The 14,967-nt window shown below is 55.8% G+C and carries 14 protein-coding genes and 1 riboswitch; of the genes, 5 read left to right on the forward strand and 9 right to left on the reverse strand.

Annotated features, from left to right (window positions below):
• Positions 1–4 precede the first annotated feature (4 nt).
• From AC58P5_RS09415 to AC58P5_RS09425, 3 genes are read right to left on the reverse strand one after another with little or no spacing between them, the layout of a single operon-like run.
• Positions 5–1,282 carry a cation:proton antiporter gene (locus AC58P5_RS09415; protein WP_497385885.1) on the reverse strand — a complete coding sequence of 426 codons (1,278 nt, stop codon included), beginning with the start codon at positions 1,280–1,282 and terminating at the stop codon, positions 5–7.
• Between the two features lie 23 nt (positions 1,283–1,305).
• Positions 1,306–1,968, reverse strand: coding sequence for a potassium channel family protein (locus tag AC58P5_RS09420; RefSeq protein ID WP_497385886.1), 663 nt, complete (start codon positions 1,966–1,968; stop codon positions 1,306–1,308).
• A gap of 13 nt (positions 1,969–1,981) precedes the next feature.
• Positions 1,982–3,325, reverse strand: coding sequence for a TrkH family potassium uptake protein (locus tag AC58P5_RS09425; protein WP_497385887.1), 1,344 nt, complete (start codon positions 3,323–3,325; stop codon positions 1,982–1,984).
• A gap of 57 nt (positions 3,326–3,382) precedes the next feature.
• Positions 3,383–3,532: riboswitch (cyclic di-AMP (ydaO/yuaA leader) on the reverse strand.
• 179 nt (positions 3,533–3,711) lie between these two features.
• On the opposite strand from AC58P5_RS09425, the gene AC58P5_RS09430 reads away from it, so the two are divergent.
• On the forward strand, positions 3,712–5,370 hold the full coding sequence (locus AC58P5_RS09430) for a CPBP family intramembrane glutamic endopeptidase (RefSeq protein WP_497385888.1): 1,659 nt from the start codon (positions 3,712–3,714) through the stop codon (positions 5,368–5,370).
• A 267-nt stretch (positions 5,371–5,637) separates the two neighbouring features.
• On the opposite strand, the gene uvrC is transcribed toward AC58P5_RS09430, so the two are convergent.
• Together uvrC and trxA are read right to left on the reverse strand one after the other, a co-directional pair.
• Positions 5,638–7,659, reverse strand: a complete 2,022-nt coding sequence (gene uvrC / locus AC58P5_RS09435) for an excinuclease ABC subunit UvrC (RefSeq protein ID WP_497386054.1) — start codon at positions 7,657–7,659, stop codon at positions 5,638–5,640.
• 162 nt (positions 7,660–7,821) lie between these two features.
• Complete coding sequence (gene trxA / locus AC58P5_RS09440; RefSeq protein ID WP_497385889.1) at positions 7,822–8,136, reverse strand: thioredoxin; 315 nt, start codon at positions 8,134–8,136, stop codon at positions 7,822–7,824.
• Between the two features lie 259 nt (positions 8,137–8,395).
• On the opposite strand from trxA, the gene AC58P5_RS09445 reads away from it, so the two are divergent.
• Together AC58P5_RS09445 and AC58P5_RS09450 are read left to right on the forward strand one after the other, a co-directional pair.
• On the forward strand, positions 8,396–8,542 hold the full coding sequence (locus AC58P5_RS09445; protein ID WP_009676287.1) for a YqzM family protein: 147 nt from the start codon (positions 8,396–8,398) through the stop codon (positions 8,540–8,542).
• A gap of 186 nt (positions 8,543–8,728) precedes the next feature.
• Positions 8,729–9,745, forward strand: a complete 1,017-nt coding sequence (locus tag AC58P5_RS09450) for a protoglobin domain-containing protein (protein WP_497385890.1) — start codon at positions 8,729–8,731, stop codon at positions 9,743–9,745.
• Between the two features lie 140 nt (positions 9,746–9,885).
• Here AC58P5_RS09450 and dnaI read toward each other — a convergent pair whose 3' ends face one another.
• Both dnaI and AC58P5_RS09460 read right to left on the reverse strand, forming a co-directional pair.
• Complete coding sequence (dnaI, locus tag AC58P5_RS09455) at positions 9,886–10,836, reverse strand: primosomal protein DnaI (protein ID WP_497385891.1); 951 nt, start codon at positions 10,834–10,836, stop codon at positions 9,886–9,888.
• A gap of 33 nt (positions 10,837–10,869) precedes the next feature.
• A complete protein-coding gene (locus AC58P5_RS09460; RefSeq protein WP_497385892.1) occupies positions 10,870–12,378 on the reverse strand; it encodes a replication initiation and membrane attachment family protein in 1,509 nt (502 codons plus the stop codon).
• A 266-nt stretch (positions 12,379–12,644) separates the two neighbouring features.
• Here AC58P5_RS09460 and AC58P5_RS09465 point away from each other — a divergent pair, with 266 nt between their 5' ends.
• Positions 12,645–12,869 (forward strand): PspC domain-containing protein, encoded by a 225-nt coding sequence (locus AC58P5_RS09465; protein ID WP_497385893.1) that lies wholly within the window; start codon positions 12,645–12,647, stop codon positions 12,867–12,869.
• A 94-nt stretch (positions 12,870–12,963) separates the two neighbouring features.
• Here the strand turns inward: AC58P5_RS09465 and AC58P5_RS09470 are convergent, their stop codons facing one another.
• Positions 12,964–13,227, reverse strand: a complete 264-nt coding sequence (locus tag AC58P5_RS09470; protein WP_009676274.1) for a YuiB family protein — start codon at positions 13,225–13,227, stop codon at positions 12,964–12,966.
• Positions 13,228–13,419: 192 nt separating this feature from the next.
• Between AC58P5_RS09470 and hemQ the strand changes: the two genes are divergently transcribed.
• The gene (hemQ, locus tag AC58P5_RS09475) at positions 13,420–14,166 is read left to right on the forward strand and encodes a hydrogen peroxide-dependent heme synthase (protein WP_497385894.1); all 747 of its coding nucleotides are present in this window, start codon (positions 13,420–13,422) and stop codon (positions 14,164–14,166) included.
• 410 nt (positions 14,167–14,576) lie between these two features.
• Here the strand turns inward: hemQ and AC58P5_RS09480 are convergent, their stop codons facing one another.
• Positions 14,577–14,855: a hypothetical protein gene (locus AC58P5_RS09480; protein ID WP_009676256.1), complete on the reverse strand. Its 279-nt coding sequence runs from the start codon at positions 14,853–14,855 to the stop codon at positions 14,577–14,579.
• Between the last annotated feature and the right edge of the window lie 112 nt (positions 14,856–14,967).

Genomic DNA, 14,967 nt, shown 5'->3' on the forward strand with positions numbered 1-14,967 from the left:
TCCATTATTGCGGCCCCGGCTTCGCATGCGGTAAGCCATGCGCGCCTTCGCCGCCGCTGTCCTCCTCAAGGCCCAATTTACGCGCCACAAAGCCCGTGGTGCTGGCCTGGAACAGGATTGTGATCAGCACCGCCATAAACGTAACCGAAGCGATCAGATCCGCATGGGCGATGCCCAGCCCTGCCACCATGCCGGAAAGCGCCGCCGGAATAACGCCGGTTTCCCTCACCCAAAACATGAAGACAATCTCTCTCCAGGTCCATTTCGCTTTGCGGTCCGGCAGTGTGCAGACAAGCACGACCAACGGACGGGCGATAAACATGAACACGAAAATAATGCCGAGACTCGGCCACAAATACTTGAGCAGCAGCGGAAAATTGACCTGGCTGCCGAGCAGGATAAAAATCAGCATGCGCATCAGAACGGTCACATTTTCCGAGAAATGGGACATCTCCTGCTTTTTGTCCTCCATATGCAGCTTAAATACGTCGGAATTCCCCCAGATCAGCCCGGCCGTAAACGTAGCCATAAAACCGCTGACCCCCAGATGTTCACCCGCGAGGTAAGAGCCGAGAGCGGCCGCCAGCATCAGGATCGTCGCGTAATCGCGCAGAAAGCCGATTTTCACGTGAGCGGTCAAAAAGGCTCCCGCATACCCGATAATCGCGCCGACCGCCAGCCCGCCCAGCGCGGTTTTGACAAACTGCCATGCCCCTGAAGCGACGGATACGTGCTCCGTTCCCAGAAGAATAGCAATCAGCGAGAAGGTAAGAATGGAGCCCGTAGCGTCATTGAATGCCGATTCGCTCTCCACCGTCTCTCGCACCTTGGTCCGGATTCTCACTTGCTTGAACACGGGAATGAGCGTAGCCGGATCGGTGGAAGAGATGATGGCCCCAAGAAGGAGCGCGTGCAGCCAGGGCAGGCCGAGAAACCAGTGGGAAGCGGCCGCGACCGCCCCGCACGTAAGAATGACGCCCGGTATGCTTAGCAGCGTGACGGAGATCCAGACATGCTTCAGTCCGCTCAGCCGGATATTGCGCCCTCCGTCGAACAAAATGAGCGTGGAGCCTACGACGAGGATGAACTGGTTGGTCAGCGAACTGCTCGGTTCGGCGATCCAATGAAACGCTTGCCCGAAAATCATCCCGGCGATCAGAAAAAGAGCCACATCGGGCAGGCGGAGCCACCCCGCCAATTTGCCGAACAGCATGCCCAGAACCACAATCAGGATAAATAAATACAGCTCATAGTCAATGAGCTGTGTCAAAGCATTCTCCATGCGATACGCCCCTTTCCCGCTTCCTACCGGATCACGCGGCTCTCAAACGCATCGATTTGCTCCTTCGTGCCGATAACGACCATCACGTCCTGCTCGTGCAGGACATCTTCGGCGGTAGGCGCGATAATCACATCGTCCGCTTTATTGATGGCGACGATACTGCAGCCGTACTTGGCCCGCGGATCGAGTTCTTTGAGGGTCAGGCCGGAAATACGCCGGGAAACGACGAGTTCGGCGATCGTATAGTTTTTGGACAATTCGATGTAATCGAGAAGATTCGGAGACACAAGCTGATGAGCTACGCGCACGCCCATATCCCGCTCCGGGAAAATAATTCGGTCCACGCCGATTTTCTCGAGCACTTTGGCATGCTGATCCGTCAGCGCTTTAGCGACGACCGTTTTGACGCCAAGCTCTTTGAGCAGGATGGCCGCCATGATACTCGCCTGGATGTTGTCCCCGATAGCCACGACGGCACAGTCGAAATTGCGGACGCCGAGCGAGCGGAGGACCTCTTCGTCCGTCGCATCCGCAACTACGGTATGAGTGAGCTTGTCGCTCATCTCGTCCACTTTTTCTTCATCTCTGTCGATGCCCAGCACCTCATGCCCGAGCTGAGTCAATTCTTGGGACAAGCTGGAACCGAAGCGTCCGAGTCCGATAACTGCATATTGAATGGAAGCCATTGTTTGTTTCTCCTTAACCTATCGTGATTTTTCCTTCGGGATAACGATACAGTTCTTTCTCGGCTTTAGGCTGCAGCGCATACGCCAATGTCAGAGGGCCGAGACGTCCGGCGAACATGGTGAGGGCGATCATTACCTTGCCGAACATGGTAAGCTTCGTGGTCAGCCCCAGGGTGAGTCCTACAGTCCCGAATGCCGAGGTCACTTCATACAAAATCATAAGAAACTCGTGATCTTCCGTCGTAGACAGAAGCATGGTAACGAAAATAACCAGGAAGAGTGCAAACATCGTCAGAGTGATCGCCTTCAGGATACGTTCCTTGCCGAGACGGTTGCGGAAGAAGACGATATCTTCTTTTCCCCGTACCATCGCGACGATTGCCCCTACGAGCATCGTAAACGTAGTCGTCTTGATACCGCCCCCGGTAGATCCCGGAGAAGCCCCGATGAACATCAGGATGATCATGAAAAATTGAGTGGCTTGGCGGAGAGAAGCGAGATCAAGCGTGTTCGCCCCCGCCGTACGCGGTGTGACCGATTGAAAGAACGATGCGAGAATCTTGCCGCCGAAGTCCAGCGAACCCAGCGTTTTCGAATTGGAATACTCGAAAATAAAAATAACGAGCGCCCCGGTCACGATCAAAATGCTTGTGGCGCTCAGCACCACCTTGGAGTGAAGGGTCAGCCTCTTCGTTTTCCGGTAATCCATCACATCCGACATCACGATAAAACCGATTCCGCCCAGAACAATGAGCGCCATCGTCACTACATTGGTAATAAAATCGTCGGCGTAAGCGGTCAGCGAGGAGAATGGGCCGGTAATGGGACCGAACAGGTCAAACCCCGCATTGTTGAAAAAGGAAACGGCATGCCAGATGCCGTAGTACAACCCCTTCGGAAACCCGAGATCCATCGACCAGCGGGCGGTAAAAAGGACAGCCGCGATTCCTTCGATGCTCAGCGAGTAGATCAGTACTTTCCGGAAAAGACGGACAATGCCTTCCATGCTGCCCTGGTTCAAGGCTTCCTGAAGCAGCAGCCTTTCGCGGAGCGATATCTTTTTGCGCAGGATGAAGGCAAACAGCGTCGCCATACTCATGAATCCGAGACCGCCGATTTGGATCAGCGAAATGATGACAATTTGCCCGAACATCGTAAAATGCGTCCCGGTGTCTACCACGACCAGACCTGTTACACAGGCAGCCGAGGTGGCCGTAAAGAGGGCGTCGATGAACGGAAGCGGCAGCCCGTCCGTTGACGAGACCGGCAGCATCAGCAGGCCGGAGCCGACGAGAATAATGAGCGCAAACCCGAGAACGAGAATCTGCGGCGGCGTAAATCTCGACTTTTTCAACACATAATTTCCTCCTATATGAAGCACAAAAAAGACACTGGAAACCCACTGCCTTTCGGTTATGGTTCCTGCTGTCGCCTACGAGGTTAGCTGACGGATTCGGATGTACAGGCCACCCTATTTACCCTGCCCTATTCAGGCACAAGCGGTAAAATTCACCCCAAAGTATGGTTCCCCCGTTTTCCTGCGGAAATTCGGCGTATGAAGTTGCGCGAAGAAATGAATCCTCCGCATTATATATCTGTTATTAAACAAGCACAAAGCTCTTTTAACCGGATTTTACGGGGGGAAACATAGACAATCTTCCTGCAGCTAACTGGGAGTCACGAATTGGCATCCTTACGCAAACTGTGATACGGTTAAAAAAACGATCGGAGAAGGAGCTGACCATGAAAAAATACGGTCTGGATAAACCGCTGCTGCTTCTCGCCCTGACCGGATTCCTTCTATATGCAGCCGTAGTTTTCATCTATAATACCGGGGCCGCTCCAGCCGATTCCGATCCTTACGAAACGCCTGCCTCCATTACGAAAGAACAAGCCGCGGAGGCAGCGGTCGCATGGCTGCGGCAAAGGCTGGGTGCCGATACCGAAACCGGTACCGGAGGCGTTACGGCCGGCGGGTCTCCCGGCACTTTCGTCAGCTACCAGTCGGAGAAGGAACTCAGCGGTTATCTCACCAAAGAGAAGCTTCAAACTTTGTATGACAAAAGCTACGCCGGCCGGGTGCCCGTCGATTACTACCGGGTGGAAGTCGCCGAGGCTCCCCCCTCGGTCCGGAAGTGGATCATCGATATCCATATGACCACGAAAGCCGTAATCGGCTGGTCCGGCATCGGCGGCGAAGCCCAGGCCGCCGTGTCCGCGGCGGATGCGGAAAAGGCCGCTCGGGAAGCGATAGCCCGGCAGGGATACGAAGAGGCGGAGTTCAAGCGAATCAGCCCTCCGGCCGCCAAGTCCGGCCTGTTGCTGTTCGAGCGGGAGAAAGAACCTATCGGGGACGCTAGACTGACGATCGGCGTGAAGCTGGACGGAACCTCCGTTTCCTCGTTCACCCAGTCGTTCCGGCTCCCCGCCGCTTTCACGTCTTGGCTGGAGCACCAGGAGGATACCGCCTCCATGTGGACCCGCATCAGCTTGTGGGGGAACGGCCTGATGGCTCTGATTGCCCTCGGTTATACCGTCCTTAAATGGAGGACGGTCGATTTTTCCCGGGGCGTCCTGCTAACGGCCGTGTATGCCGTGATCTACGTCATGAACAACATCAACATGTATCCGGCTTACAAAGCCGGCAGCACGCTGACGAGAAGCGGCCAGGAAGCGATGCTTTCGATCGGGCTGATCAACTTCGTTACGCTGCTGATGGCCGCCGCCGTCTACTTCTCTTTCACGGCGGGCGAAGCCTTGTGGAGACGCGAAGGAAAGTCCGTCATGCCCCGCTGGCGCGAAGCCGACTTCGGTTCGCGCGTAACCCGCAGCATGGTGCAGGGGTATCTGCTCTGCCTGTTCCTGCTCGGCCTCCAGCAGGTGCTGTTCCTAGTGGCGGAGAAAGGCTTCGGCGTCTGGTCGGTGAACGACCCGATGTCCTCTCCCCGCAACATGCTGCAGCCCGCTTTGCTTCCGCTGATGGCTTGGGCCGCGGGCATCTCCGAGGAGGCCACCTTCCGGCTGCTCGGCATCGCTCTGTTCAGCAGGCTGCTCAAGTTCAAATGGCTGGCCGTGCTTCTGCCCAGCCTCATCTGGGCGGCGGGACACACCGCCTACCCGATCTACCCGGTGTATACGAGGCTGATCGAAGTCACGGTGCTCGGCCTCGTGTTCGGTTACGCCTTCCTGCGGTACGGCTTCCTGACCGCCCTGTTCGCCCATACGGCCATGGACAGCATCCTTATGGGCTTGTCCCTTCTCACGGGCCAAGGACTGGCAGCAAGCACGCCTGCGCTCGGCCTGCTGTATATGGCGCTGCCAGCCGCCGTCGCCCTTGCGGTTTCCTGGCTCCACAAGCTGAGATTTGTGAGCGGAGGCAGGCAGAACCGGCGGCCCGTCTAGATGGGCGGCGGTTTTGTCTGAAGCGCCGGCAGTGAACCCGCCCGTCCGCCTGCCTGCAGCTAGCCGCCCGAAGGCTTTTGATATCCCGGCGCAGACACGGACCATATGATTGCGCCCTGTCATGCGGCGCCTCGCCACGCGGTGCGAAACGATTCGTCACGGTGCAGCATGGCCTAACAGCATGGTGTCAAGACCCGGCAACCGGCGGAAATGCAAACCACCGCCGACCTTGCGCCGCATAACATGCACAAAACAAGAGGAACCGTCTCAAATGGACGGTTCCTCTTGTTCTTGTTCTCCCCGCAGGGCGGTCAATATTTGTGCGGCGAGCTTCTCGCCGATCCCCAGAGGCCGGAAGTCTTCGACTGCGGCCTCTTTGATTTTTTTAACGGACCCGAAATGCTTCAGCAGCAGTTTCCGGCGTTTCTCCCCGATACCGGGAATGGCATCGAGCTGCGAAACGACCATCGACTTCGCCCGCCGCTCCCGGTGGAACGTAATCGCGAAGCGGTGGACTTCGTCCTGGATCCGCTGAAGCAGGTAAAATTCCTGGCTGTCGCGCGGAATAGGAACGACTTCGGCGGGATCGCCGGCCAGCAGCATCGCGGTTTTGTGCTTCACGTCCTTGGAAAGGCCGCACACCGGAACGAACAGCCCCAGCTCGTTCTCCAGCACGTCGATAGCGACCGACATCTGCCCCTTGCCGCCGTCCACGATGATCAGATCCGGCAGGGCAAGGTTCTCTTTCAGCACCCGCTCGTAACGGCGGCGGATGACTTCCCGCATGGACTCGTAGTCGTCCGGTCCCTGTACGGTCTTGATCTTGTACTTGCGGTACTCCTTCCGGTCCGGCTTTCCGTCCGTGAAGACGACCATCGCGGCCACCGGATCGGAGCCCTGGATGTTCGAATTGTCGAACGCCTCGATCCGCGTGACAGGCCCCGTACCGAGCCAGCTGCCGAGGTTCCCGACAGCCAGAACCGTGCGCTGCGCATCCCGCTCGATGAGGCGGAACTTCTCCTCCAGGCCGACGCGCGCGTTGTCCCTGGCCATGTCGACCATCTGCTTTTTCAGCCCGCGCTGCGGAAAATACACTTTCACCTTCAGCCAGCTCTCCAGCGCTTCCTTCACGTCCTTCTGCTCCGCCGTCGTCGGCATGCTGCGCGAATCGGAACCGGCGTGTTCCTCCGCTTCCGCCGCGAGCGGTGACGGCGATGCCGCCTCTTCCGTCGCTTCCTGCAGGATCTCCGGCGATCCGTCAGCTTCTCCGGCCTGCCGGGCAGCCGCTCCCGCCGCTGCCTCCGCACCGGCGCTCAGGCTCCCCGCAGGCAGCTCCTGCTGGCTGCGGCCGGGCAGGAAGATCTCCTTCGGCAGCGCCGGGTTCTCGCTGTATACCTGCATCACGTAAGTGATGAAGTCCTCGTACTCGTCCCCGTAGTACGGGAACATGGTCACATGCCGTTCGATCAGCTTGCCCTGGCGCATGTACAGAATCTGCACGCACATCCAGCCTTTGTCGGCCACGTAGCCGAAAATATCGCGGTCCACCACATCCGTCGTCGTAATCTTCTGCTTCTCCATCACCGCATCGATGTTCACGATCAGATCACGGAGCTCCTTCGCCCGCTCGAAGTTCAAATCCTCGGCCGCGGCGTGCATCTTCGAGGTCAGCTCCTGTTTGACCTGTTCGTGACCGCCGTTCAGGAAGCGCACGATCCCCTGCACCATCTCGTCATTCTGCTGCCGCGTAATGTCATGCTCGCACGGAGCCAGACACTGGCCCAGATGATAATACAGGCAGACGCGGTCCGGGATCGTTTTGCACTTCCGCAGCGGATACAGCCGGTCGAGCAGCTTTTTCGTCTCCTGCGCGGCAAACGCGTTCGGATAAGGCCCGAAATACTTCCCCTTGTCTTTGACGATTTTGCGCGTCACTTCCAGACGCGGATGCTCTTCATGGGTAATTTTGATATAAGGAAACGACTTGTCGTCTTTAAGCAGCACGTTGTAGCGCGGATAATGCTGTTTAATCAGGTTGCATTCCAGTATAAGCGCCTCGATGTTGCTTGAGGTCACGATATATTCGAAATCACGGATTTCCGACACAAGGCGCTGTGTCTTCCCGTCATGGCTTCCGGTAAAATAAGAACGCACGCGGTTTTTGAGCACTTTGGCCTTCCCCACGTAAATAATCGTGCCTTCCGCGTTCTTCATGAGGTAACAGCCCGACTTATCCGGCAGCAAAGCCAGCTTGTTGCGGATATGCTCCTCGCTCTCCTCACGGGTCATTCTGTGGAGAGGTTCTCCCCCCCGTTCTTCCGTCACTGCCTCTCCCTCCTTAGGCTTCCTGTATCAAAAAACTCATGTCTTTATCGGATAAATGACAAAAAAAGCTCCTTTTCAGCATAGCAGAAAAAGAGCTTTTTCTCATCGTTTGTTTGCGCGAGGCAATTATTGGTGACGGGAAAGAACGTTCTTGAGCGCGTCCTTCGATTGGAAACCGACGACTTTATCGACCGGTTGACCGTCTTTGAATACGATCAGGGTCGGGATGCTCATAACGCCGAAGCGGGAAGCGGATTCCGGATTGTCATCCACGTTCACTTTCGCGATTTTCAAGCTCTCTTCCTCTTTAGCCAATTCTTCCAGAACCGGTGCGATCATCTTGCAAGGTCCGCACCATGGTGCCCAGAAATCAACGAGAACCGTGCCTTCTCCCTCTACTTCACCTTTAAAGGATTGGTCTGTTACGTTTACGATCGCCATGATTTCTTCCTCCTCATTTATCTAAAAGTTCATCGAAATCCTCAGCGGATCCGGATATTGTCAACATGTAAAGTATACCACAATGTGTCGGTTTTTCAACCGAACAGGGCAAGCCCTAAAATCTGGCAGTCTCCGGGTTGCGCCAACTTTGTCAGGCTTTGAATCTCCGGGCATCTTTACAAGTTTCGCGAAAAATGGGTATACTGGCAATAAGCCTACGTCTGCTTATTTTCGGGCGGACAAGTGAGGAGGAACAGGCATGAGCGATCCTAAACATCCGGAACTTCATTTGAATGAAGAGCCCCGCAACGACCTTATGGATGTTGCCCTCGGTTTTGGCGGATTCTTCGCCGTTTTGATGATCATATTTATCATTGGGGTCATTATTAAACTGGTGATCGGATAATCCGGACCGCCTGAAAGAAACCTGCTGCATATGCGGACAGGTTTTTTTCTTGTTTGCATCTGTGGCGAACGGGTGAAAATTGCCTTTTGGCAGCAATCAAGCAGGACTTTGGTCTCAAAACGGAGAATTCTGGTAAGAGGCCGTTTTACGCCCTTCCTAATAACAGGTGAAACTAGAGAAAATGGGGTGCCCTTTTTGATTCAATTGTCTGATGACCGGATGAAGCAGGTGCGTTTTACCGGCATAACCGAGAACGACCTGCAGCTGCTAAAAGCAAATGAACCCGCTTTCAATAAAATCGTGGAAGAGGTGGTGGAGCAGCTCTACGAGCAAATCTCCGCCGAACCCGAGCTAAGAGACCTGATCTCGCGGCACAGTACGCTGGAGCGCTTGAAGCAGACGCAGGCGAATTACTTCCTGTCCATGGCTTCGGGCGTACTGAACGAACAATATATCCAGAACCGGCTCATCGTAGGCAGAGTGCATTCCCGGATCGGTCTGACAACGGAATGGTACCTGGGAACCTACATGCTGTATCTCGATCTGTCCCTCCGTCATTTTAAACGCGTCCTTCCGGACGGAGCCTGGCTTGAAGTGGTTCATGCCCTGACGAAAATGTTCAACCTTGACTCGCAGCTCGTTCTGGAAGCGTACGAGCATGACGAGAAAGCTAAAATACAGCAGCTGGCCGATGATCAGGCCACGATGCTCTCCGGCATTTCCAAAGCCGTTCAGGACCTCGCCTCCATGATGGTCGAGCTGAGCAGCAGCAGTCAGATCGTGGCCGAAACGGCCGTACAAACCGCGGAATCCCAGGACAAGTCGCATCAATATTTAAAAGACCTGGAGGAAGAAGTCGGCCATATCCACGCGATGGGCTCTCTCATGAAGGAAGTGTCCGAGCAGACTCACCTTCTCGGCCTCAATGCGGCCATCGAAGCGGCCCGTGCCGGCGATGCCGGACGCGGCTTCGAAGTCGTCGCCAACGAGGTGCGCAAACTCGCCTCCCGCTCCCGCGAATCGCTGGAGCTGATCGAGGACAAGCTGACCGCGATCCGCACGATTCTCGGCACCGTACACGGCGAGTCCGAGCAGACGTCCATCTACGCGCGCACGCAGGCCGCAAGCTCCCAGGAGCTCAGCTCGTTCGTCCAGATGGTCGAACAGGTCGCGCACGATCTGGAGCGCCTCAAAAACAAATAAGAGCCGACAGCGTCGCTGCCGGCCCCACCTTCCCTGCTCCGCGGCATGCTGGCGGCATACCGCGGAGCGGGACAATCAAGAGCCGCCTGCGGAACGCACTCCGCGGCGGCTCTTGGCATATACGAACAAACGGGCGGCAGCTAGGCCCCCCGTTTGTTATGTCCGTCCACGGTCACGACTTCGACATAAGGCCGTACCCGGTCCATAATCCGCTGGCCTTTGTACTCTTCGTCACCGTCTTTGTTCGTAAAGCTGAAATGCTTCTCCAGCGCGTCCAGATCGTAATTGGACGTAAAGAATGTCGGCTTGCGGTTCATCCGGTAGTTGAGAATCGCTCCCAGCACATGGTCCCGCAGCCACGGATTGAGATTCTCCGCCCCGATATCGTCGAAGACCAGTAGTTCCGTCTCCTTCAGCAGCTCGATCGTCTCCTTCAGTTTTTGCGGCTCCCCGAACATTCCCTTGAGATCCTCCGCAAAATCCGGCATATACACGATGGCTCCCGTAAACCCTTTCTTCGCCAGCTGATAAAGCATGTAGCACATCAGGAACGTTTTGCCCGTACCGAAGGAGCCCTGCAGGTACAGCCCTTTCTTCTGCAGCCCTTCTTCCGTTGTCCGCATCACGTAGTCGTTCAGGAAATCGACGGCCTTGGCGCGTTCCATATCCGTCCGCAAAATGTCCGTGTACGTATGCTCCCGGCTGAGCGCCTGCTCGTCGATGTGAAACGTGCGGATCCGGCTGCGGATCGCATCCTGGGACTGCTTCGCTATAAATTTGCGGCAGGCCGTTTTTTCTTCATGAATATAAGTCCGGCCGCCGTTATCTTCCACGTTTAGCATCGTATAATGCCCCTGCATATCATTCGGGCACCGCTCCAGCCCCGGGCAGTTCAGGCAGTTCTTATGTTCCCTCGCATACTGGTACAGACGGTTCATGTTGATTTTGAGCGTATGATCGTCCAGTTGCGGATACTGTCCGCGGAGCTTCAGGATCAGCGGATCTTCCAACACCTGTTTGGCCTGTTCCTCCGCCCTTTGCATCCAGCTGCTCTTGGGCATTTGTTTCAGCATATCGGACAGGGATTCCATCGGGGTTCCTCCTCCCGCCATTGTTTAGAACTCTCAGGAATTGAACATTTCATCGAGCTTCTTCGCCTTGCGCAGCATCGCTTCCAGCTCTTCCTCCGTCACGCGGGACGTCTGTCCCTTGTTCTGGACGATCGGAATCTGCGGCTTCATCTGTTTGCCTGCCGTGCGGGCTTTCCCTCTGCCGGCGTAACCGCCGGAAGCTTTGGCCGCCGCCGCTTTGGCCGCCGCCTGCTGCCGGAACTGCAGCCGCTGGCGCACATATTCGACGGCCTGTTCGAACGTGGCGATCTGCTTGCCGAGCATGTCCGACGCGACCGCTTCGATGGACGACTTGGCCCACGAGCGTTTGTCGATATGAATGTAATGAATCAGGACGTTAATGACTTCTTCTTTCAGCTTATAATTGAGATCGATTTTCTCGAAAATATCCAGAACGCCGTTCGGAACCGGACCTTGGGTGAAAAAGCTTTGCAGCACCAGGGTGTAAGGTTCGTTTTTAAGGAGTGAATTGTACTGGTGCTCGTTGTGCGAACCCTGCAGGAAAGCGGGAACCTCCAGGTAGTACTGCATTTCCACCGACCGGGCTCCTTCATCGGAATCGGCCGTATTATCACCGGCGTCACCCGGCTCTGCGCGGTGAAGGAAACGCTCGCGCTCTTCCTCCCGCTTCTTTCCCTGGCGGAAATACAGATTCGCTTTGTACTGCAAGGAATCGATCTGAAGCTCGCCGTCCTCGTCGAACATTCCGTCCTCATCCAGCAGACGAACCGTTTCCTGCAAAGTCAGACTGTATTTCCTTGCGACCATATTAATGGAGATCATCGTTTCGGGCTTATACTTGAGATTCTCGACATAAATGCGGTTAAACGATTCCCGGGGATACCGGGTAATCAGATCCGCGTAGGCATAGCCTTTGGTCGTCACATCCAGCGCCTGCGCCGCCTGCTTGCCCGCCGACGCTTCGTACAGGGCCTGCTCCAGCTCATAATCGATCACCTGGGTGTTCAGGCGGAACAGTTCGTAGAAAGGCACCGACAAATTCTCGCTGTCCGCTCCCGTCAGCTCCGCAGGTTCTGGCATCGTAAGATCGTCGCGCAGCGACAGCAGCAGAAACTTGCCGATTTTATCCCGCAGGAGCAGGGTCAAATGCTGATTGCGGAAAAATTCATTCGGTGAAAGCGGGCAGAACAGCGTGTATTCATAGATGTAATCATCCTCGTCCTGCATGTAAATGCGCGACGTCTGGAGCAGCCCTACGGCCTCCAGCTTCGAGGAATGCTCGATGAACAGCTTGCGGCTGCGCTCGCCCGGATCCAATTCCAGCGATAAAAAAAGCTTGCGCTGCTGCTCCAGTCCGGCATAGCCCGTTTTATCCGACGGGACCTGCTGGTAGAGCGTATGGTACAAGCTGACGGCATAGCCCCCGATCATCGGCTGATAGATCGAAGACATCATTTTATAATCAAGACTGCTTAACGCGAAATCCCGGTACACGCAGAACCGGTGATTCTCTGTAAAATGCAGCAAATTGGTCAATCGCATAGCATCAAACTCTCCATCCGTACCTTAAAAGGTCTGAACATCATTTTACCACAAATCTCGACAAGGAAGGGAATGAAAAATGTTACCTGGCCTTAATGACGAGGGGCCGCCCCGACTAAAGTCTAACTCCAAAACCGCCTTAAGGCCGTTTTGGCTCTCCTCCCGATCCGGTAAGATAAAGACATGAAATACGGAAACGGCGCAAGACAAACGAGCCGGACCGGTTCCGGACAACTAATCGACCATTTCAAAGGAGAGATTCAATCATGAACAAACTTTTCCGTTCCAGAACAGACCGTAAACTTACAGGACTTTGCGGAGGCCTTGCCCAACTGCTGGGCGTGGACGCCACGATCGTCCGCCTGATCGCCGTAATCGGAGCCGTGTTCAGCTTCGGCACTTTCACTCTGATCTACATCGTCGCTTCCCTGCTCGTACCCAAAGAGCCTTACGCCGGATACGGCTATCACGATTCTTACCACTCGTACTAATCGGCTGCGGAAGCCCGCAAACGAATATCCCTTATCATTAAGAAAGCCCGGAGCTGATGCTCCGGGCTTTTGCTGGCTGTCCTTGCAGCGCGTTCTAGAACATTTTGAAGCCTTTGATTCTCAGCGTGCGGATGGTTGTCCCGCTCACGACGGCTCCAATGAGTCCGCCGATAACCGGCGCGATATCCACCGCTGTAATCGATGTCATTTTGTCGCTGTAATAGAAGCTCAGCCCGATGATCAGCGCCACAAACGCATAGACCGGAAACCAGGTCGTTTTCATCAGCATATTTAGAATAAACCCGAGTCCAAAAAACAGCACGAACATCAGGACGATGACGATGACCAACTGAATCAAAATCGGTCCACCCCTTTTACGCATTCTTCTCTCTATTGTAAAGCAATTTCCACGGTCAGGTAAAGTGTCCACATCATGAACATTGAGCGCTCGACACCGTTTGTTCATTTGCCTTTTGAAAGCGGAGCCGATACAATGAGAAAGATTGGTAAGGCCCGATTTCCCTAGATTAAAGGAGGGTTTCCGTTTCTTATGAGTGAAGCCATCGAAACATTAGAAGGTTGGTACGCCCTGCACGATTTCCGCCGCATGGACTGGAACGCCTGGAAAGAAGCATCTCCGGAAGAGCGCAAGCGCGCGGAGGACGAGCTTCGTTCGTTTATCGGCGAGTGGGCAACAATTGAAGATAATAAAGAAGGAAGCACGGCGCTGTACAGTATCGTAGGCCAGAAGGCCGATATTCTGTTCATGCAGCTTCGCGAAACGCTCGAAGAGCTGAACGATCTGGAGACCGCCTTCAACAAATCGGCGTTCGCCAAATACACAGTCCCGGTTTACTCCTATGTATCGGTCGTCGAGCTGAGCAGCTACATGTCCAAGCCGGGCTCCGATCCTATGGAAAATCCGGAAGTGGTCGCACGCTTGAAGCCGACGCTGCCTAAAGCGAAGCACATCTGCTTCTATCCGATGAACAAACGCCGCCAAGGAAGCGATAACTGGTACATGCTCGATCTCGAATCGCGCAAAGCCATGATGCGCAGCCACGGCATGATCGGCCGCAGCTATGCCGGCAAAGTCAAACAGATCATCACCGGCTCCGTCGGTTTCGATCTGTGGGAATGGGGCGTCACGCTGTTCGCCGACGACGCGCTGCAGTTCAAGAAGCTCGTGTACGAAATGCGCTTCGACGAAGTGAGCGCACGCTACGGCGAGTTCGGCGACTTCTACGTCGGCAACCTGCTCGACGATGACCGCCTCGGCCGTCTGCTGGACGTATAGCCGCACCGCGGCAAGCCAAAAAAGCCTGAACGTTTCCCTTAGGGAAGCGTTCAGGCTTTTTTGTGCCGGCGGGAGTGGGGCAGCCGGCGCTCGACGCTCGCGGTCATGTGCACACGGGCGCCGCAGCCGGCGACCGGCGAACCGCCGCGGAAAACCGCGACGCAGGCGGTCGCTTGCGCCGGACCATCGGGCACGGTACGGCCGTCGTCTCGCAGCGTGCGGACGTCCCCGTCCACACGTACCGTCGCCACAGCCCGTGCGGACGATTCCGCGGGTGGACGCGGCGCCCCTAGCTAAGACGCCCCCTCCGCTTAGGCGGCAGCTTCCTCGCCCGAAAGGACAAAAGCCGCACCGCGCGAAGCTCCCGGCGCGCGGTGCTCGGCGTCACATGACGATGGTCAACCACACGGCTAGTCCTCGTCGTCTTCCTCCGCGATCCGCTTCATCTCGGCTTCCATCTCCGCCTTGCGGCGCAGGTAGTCCTCCGTATCGCGGTCACGCTGACGGCTCTTCTCCTTGAGTCGTTCTATCGCCGGAAGGATGAGAATGTCAATCTCCTTCTGAACGACGGCCACATGACCGTATTCCTTCTGGTTTTCCAGATAGTGGCCGACTTCGATCAGCGCATTGTAGCGGTCCAGCTCGCTGCGCGTCAGAAGGCCGCGTACTTGTACACTGCAGTGTCTCATTTCGTATGTACACCTCCCCTGGCTGCCTTACCCGCTAAGCAAAAAAAGCCGCCCCGGCACGCCCTCTGCGGACGGTTGCCGTTAGCGGCTTCGGTCTTGATCATCTTATCCG

The sequence above is a fragment of the Paenibacillus sp. JT31N7 genome, assembly GCF_059692095.1.

Coding starts and splice junctions, on each gene's coding strand:
- AC58P5_RS09480 (WP_009676256.1), bottom strand. CDS start 14,855: ATGAGACACTGCAGTGTACAAGTACGCGGCCTTCTGACGCGCAGCGAG.
- uvrC (WP_497386054.1), bottom strand. CDS start 7,659: ATGACCCGTGAGGAGAGCGAGGAGCATATCCGCAACAAGCTGGCTTTG.
- AC58P5_RS09460 (WP_497385892.1), bottom strand. CDS start 12,378: ATGCGATTGACCAATTTGCTGCATTTTACAGAGAATCACCGGTTCTGC.
- AC58P5_RS09415 (WP_497385885.1), bottom strand. CDS start 1,282: ATGGAGAATGCTTTGACACAGCTCATTGACTATGAGCTGTATTTATTT.
- AC58P5_RS09465 (WP_497385893.1), top strand. CDS start 12,645: ATGAACAAACTTTTCCGTTCCAGAACAGACCGTAAACTTACAGGACTT.
- trxA (WP_497385889.1), bottom strand. CDS start 8,136: ATGGCGATCGTAAACGTAACAGACCAATCCTTTAAAGGTGAAGTAGAG.
- AC58P5_RS09430 (WP_497385888.1), top strand. CDS start 3,712: ATGAAAAAATACGGTCTGGATAAACCGCTGCTGCTTCTCGCCCTGACC.
- dnaI (WP_497385891.1), bottom strand. CDS start 10,836: ATGGAATCCCTGTCCGATATGCTGAAACAAATGCCCAAGAGCAGCTGG.
- AC58P5_RS09420 (WP_497385886.1), bottom strand. CDS start 1,968: ATGGCTTCCATTCAATATGCAGTTATCGGACTCGGACGCTTCGGTTCC.
- hemQ (WP_497385894.1), top strand. CDS start 13,420: ATGAGTGAAGCCATCGAAACATTAGAAGGTTGGTACGCCCTGCACGAT.
- AC58P5_RS09445 (WP_009676287.1), top strand. CDS start 8,396: ATGAGCGATCCTAAACATCCGGAACTTCATTTGAATGAAGAGCCCCGC.